Annotated in this window: 4 protein-coding genes and 2 rRNA genes; 1 reads left to right on the forward strand and 5 read right to left on the reverse strand. The window is 34.1% G+C overall.

The window, feature by feature from the left end:
* The 3 genes from ACFSO7_RS16325 to ACFSO7_RS16335 all read right to left on the reverse strand — a co-directional run.
* Positions 1–85 (reverse strand): 16S ribosomal RNA (locus tag ACFSO7_RS16325); the annotation flags it as partial.
* A gap of 795 nt (positions 86–880) precedes the next feature.
* On the reverse strand, positions 881–1,183 hold the full coding sequence (locus ACFSO7_RS16330; protein ID WP_377878404.1) for an MTH1187 family thiamine-binding protein: 303 nt from the start codon (positions 1,181–1,183) through the stop codon (positions 881–883).
* A gap of 158 nt (positions 1,184–1,341) precedes the next feature.
* Positions 1,342–1,887: a histidine phosphatase family protein gene (locus tag ACFSO7_RS16335; protein ID WP_377878405.1), complete on the reverse strand. Its 546-nt coding sequence runs from the start codon at positions 1,885–1,887 to the stop codon at positions 1,342–1,344.
* Positions 1,888–2,370: 483 nt separating this feature from the next.
* On the opposite strand from ACFSO7_RS16335, the gene ACFSO7_RS16340 reads away from it, so the two are divergent.
* Positions 2,371–2,703, forward strand: coding sequence for an HIT domain-containing protein (locus ACFSO7_RS16340; RefSeq protein WP_377878406.1), 333 nt, complete (start codon positions 2,371–2,373; stop codon positions 2,701–2,703).
* 133 nt (positions 2,704–2,836) lie between these two features.
* Here ACFSO7_RS16340 and ACFSO7_RS16345 read toward each other — a convergent pair whose 3' ends face one another.
* Entirely contained in the window at positions 2,837–3,721 is an 885-nt protein-coding gene (locus ACFSO7_RS16345) for a serine/threonine protein kinase (RefSeq protein WP_377878407.1), read from the reverse strand.
* 246 nt (positions 3,722–3,967) lie between these two features.
* Positions 3,968–4,083: ribosomal RNA gene (gene rrf, locus ACFSO7_RS16350) — 5S ribosomal RNA — on the reverse strand.
* Positions 4,084–4,222 lie beyond the last annotated feature (139 nt).

The raw sequence follows: 4,222 nt of genomic DNA on the forward strand, positions 1-4,222 counted from the left end.
GCAAGCACCCAAAGATTCGCTCGACTTGCATGTATTAGGCACGCCGCCAGCGTTCGTCCTGAGCCAGGATCAAACTCTCCAATAAAGTGTTTGATTAGCTCATAAAGTTTACTCTGGCTGCTTCTATAAATAGAAGCTTTTATTTGTTAACGTTTGGTTGTTTAGTTTTCAAAGAACAATTTAATGAGACAACTTTTATATCTTACCACCAACCAATTTCTTTGTCAACAACTTTTTAAAAGTTTCAAAGAAAAGATTAATAGTTAAAATAACAACTTTCTTATAATAGCATCTCTAAATTGATAAAGCAAGTAGGAAAGTAAAAAAAGTTTCCCTTTTCTGTTTATGTTTAATTCTCTTACTTAAATGGCATACACAAGAGGTAGCCAAAATAGAAGAAGAGTTATCTAAACAAAAAAGGTATTTTGCTTTTGAAAGTTTTATATACAGAGGTCGGTGTAAGTGAAGAATATACTTCCATTTCCATATCTTTTGCAATAAATATTGCTCGTTAGATATGCAAGGGATCGCTGACAATAATAAATGCGCTTAAATGATTTTCCCTTGTAAATTCATAGTGAATTTTAAATTATTTTCTATTATTTTAGATTTTGCCTCCATCAATATTTCTTCGGGGTCTACATTATTTTAAATCTCATATGTTTTTGCAGCTCAGCTAGTTTTCATCACTAATGTCCAAATACTAAATGACAGCTAACAAAGCCAAGCAAGAAATAAAGACATTACAGACAAAAACACTTTACTTATTCGCTTTTTAACCATTCTTTCATTCCTTTTACATTTTAAAAAAGTAACCTTCCACATATGTGAAGGTTACTTTTTCTGATAGGCAGTAATGTATCTTTCAATGTCAAAATTACTACAATTTGTTTTCAACTGCTTTTAGCTTTCTCTCCATTGAGTGTCCCTTATCCCTACGATCATCAATTCGAATATTTGTACATACTCTTTGAACACCTTTTTGAAACGGAACCTCATGAATTTCCTGAACGATTTCAAGTAATTCTTTCAATTCACCTTCAATTAGGGTGCTCATAGGTGTTAACTGAAATTTAATTCTTCCTTCATATTGCTTAAGAACTCTATGTATTTCAGCTACATACTCACTTACGCTCGGTGTTTCTGTTCCTACCGGAATGACTGTGATATCTATAATCGCCATATTACTCCTCCTGAACTTATTTGTTTATACATTAACATAAGATTACTTTAGTGACCCTATACTCCATTCTATTACAACTTGCAGTTACAAAATAAGTACAAACCTGCTTAAAATTCTTCTATTTATCAATACTTTAGTATTTGAAAATCCGCTGTCTTTTAAACTCCCCATATACGGTCAATCTGCCGAGTTTGTCCGTCGAATTTTATACAATAAACATCTGGATTCGATAATGCCTTCCATTGTTCAAAACCAAATGATTGATCATAATGCCTAATTATTAAGGCCATTAAATTTCCATGTGTAGCTAAAACAGTGGTTTTCTCAACACATTCGAATACTTCAGTTATAACTGAAATCCCACGGGCCATTGCCGTTCGACTTGATTCACCACCTTCATAGCACAAATCTAAATCATTAAATGAATCTTCAAGCATTTGCATCCAGTCAGGTCGATCATCCGAACATAATACCCTTTCTGAAAGACGAGAGTCCTCTTCTATTTGTAGATTCAGCTTTTCAGCCAAAGGCTTTACAGAATGAATTGCTCTTAAATAGGGACTTGATCGTAATGCTTCAATATTTTTGTCTATTAAAAAATCAGCCAGTCTTTCCGCTTGTTCATATCCTATATTTGTAAGATTTGCTGAAAAAGACTGTCCCTCCGCTTGGCAGTGTCGAACAAGATAAATAGTTTTTGTCATAGATTTCTCCTTTCATTTTTATTCCTTGTCAAAATTAACATTTTATAAATTTGTGTTTTGATAGTCACTCCAAAGCTCAATTTTATTACCATCTATATCATTGGAAGCAAAAGTGAGTCCTTAATAGTCAAATAATTGCCCAACCTTTACGGATAACTACTTTTAATTGGCATGTCATCCACCTTTCCGATGGAACCTTTGCCTACATAGTAATTTCACCGTACGTTTCTACTTTCCTGCTAAATATGGAAATTACTATACTTACACAAATAATATTTCTATACAGCATGGAAATCTCATTTTACCAATTTTTAAACAAAATATTGTTAATTGTTTTTCTAAAATCATTCCAAATTGTGACCAATTGAGTTTTCCTATTAATATAGTGATAAAATGCAGTTTGTAATTCATAAAATAATATATATTCACCAAGGCTATGTGGGGTTTGAGACTTGCCATCATAAAAAAATAGGAGGTAAGGTTATGGCAGAAGATTTTTATTGTGAGGAAGTGTTTAGTGGAAAAACTCAGGTAAAAAAAGTTTTAGAGACTGAAAATGTTTTAGCGTATTATCATACACAACCTTTCTACCCTGTACATATTGTTGCTGTACCTAAGAAACACATTTCTTCTTTAATTACATTGGAGGATAGTGATAACGATCTATTACTAGAACTACTCGGAGTAATAAAAAAAGTTGCTACACAGGTAACAGAAGAGAAAGGAGCATGTAGGGTGATTACAAACTTAGGGAAATACCAAGACTCGAAACATCTCCATTGGCACATTGTGTCTGGAGAACCTAACAAAAAATAATAATTACATTATATGACAATAAAAACACACTGCGATGTCATAGAAATCGTGTGTGTTTCCTTTTTATTTAATTGAGTACACCTTTGAAGAGAATTCATCACTTTCAAAGATGTACATTTGTATTAAAAATATTTCATATTGTGGCAGCTTTCCAGTCTTCATAAAAATCTTTAATAGATGGATACCGCTTCTCCCTATCTTTTTCGACAGCTTTAAGTGCTATTTCATATAGTCTTCGATTAGCTTCCCACTTTGAGAACGCGCGATCCATTTCTCCACCTAATAGCCCAAATGCAATTGCTCCCATATTAAATACATTGGTTATAGAATCAATTGGTGCTGCAAGTTGGTACTCTTCTGGAGATTTCGATCGATTCGCCCCCCAAAAATGTTCTCCAATATCATTTACAGATGGTGATTTCCGGTAAAAATCAATATCACATATTTTTGTTACATCATTTTTAAAATCATACAAAATACTTCCATCATAAAAATCCACTGCAACAAATCCTTGTGATTCCATATAAGCATGAAATGAAAAAATTCCATCTAGAGTTGCTAACCGTTTTTCAATTTCAAGTTTCTTAAATCGGTAAAATGGTGACTGTGGATCAGTATACTTTGCCCTACCACCAAAAGACCAATGAGAATGCAAACATTCGCCTTCAAACCATTCGAATATAGCTACATATCCATTTCCTACTGAGAAGTGATCTACTAACTCTATTAAATGTGGATGTGCTAATTTATTGTACACAGGCATTGCCTCTGTCAAACGCTGGATGGCATCTTCTGGATTGCCAGAAAAGTCCATCGGTCTTGCTCCAGCGTATTTTACAAAAAACTTTTTATCTTTATTTTTCAATCCAAAACTAATATTTCCTGAATCTTGTTGATCAAACACACAAAAAACATGTCCTAATCTCTGTAACCAGGGAAAATCATGATTTTCCTGTAGTTCAAATCTCAATTTATCAATCACTACTGTTATCGGAATAACTTGCTTCGTATTTTCCAAAAATTGATCCTCCTATAACTTTTAGGGGTTACGCAGTTTATAGGGGGAATGATACGATCACCCTTATTTAACTTCCACCCCGAAATTTATAAACATCGTTTTCATCAAACAACGCCTCCTTCCTTATCTATTAATGGTGATTATACCTTCTTTTTGGAAATATTTACAGCTTATCAACCATTTTCTGAGTTTTATCAACTTTTCACATACAAAAAAAGAACAACCACAATGGGCTGTTCTTTTTTTGCCTGGCGACGTCCTACTCTCACAGGAGGAATCCTCCAACTACCATCGGCGCTGAGAAGCTTAACTTCCGTGTTCGGTATGGGAACGGGTGTGACCTTCTCGCCATCGCCACCAGACTGTATTCATTTGTGAGGTTCGTTCCCTCAAAACTAGATAATATAGAAGAAGAAGAAAAACAAGTTTGCCTTAAAATTGGTTAAGTCCTCGAACGATTAGTATCAGTCAGCTCCACACGTCACCGCGCTTCCACCTCTG

Source organism: Bacillus sp. CGMCC 1.16607 (assembly GCF_042683745.1).
Lineage (GTDB): Bacteria > Bacillota > Bacilli > Bacillales > Cytobacillaceae > Pseudoneobacillus.

Excerpts from the sequence above, each read along its gene's own strand:
- ACFSO7_RS16330 (WP_377878404.1), bottom strand. The coding sequence starts at position 1,183 with ATGGCGATTATAGATATCACAGTCATTCCGGTAGGAACAGAAACACCG.
- ACFSO7_RS16335 (WP_377878405.1), bottom strand. The coding sequence starts at position 1,887 with ATGACAAAAACTATTTATCTTGTTCGACACTGCCAAGCGGAGGGACAG.
- ACFSO7_RS16340 (WP_377878406.1), top strand. The coding sequence starts at position 2,371 with ATGGCAGAAGATTTTTATTGTGAGGAAGTGTTTAGTGGAAAAACTCAG.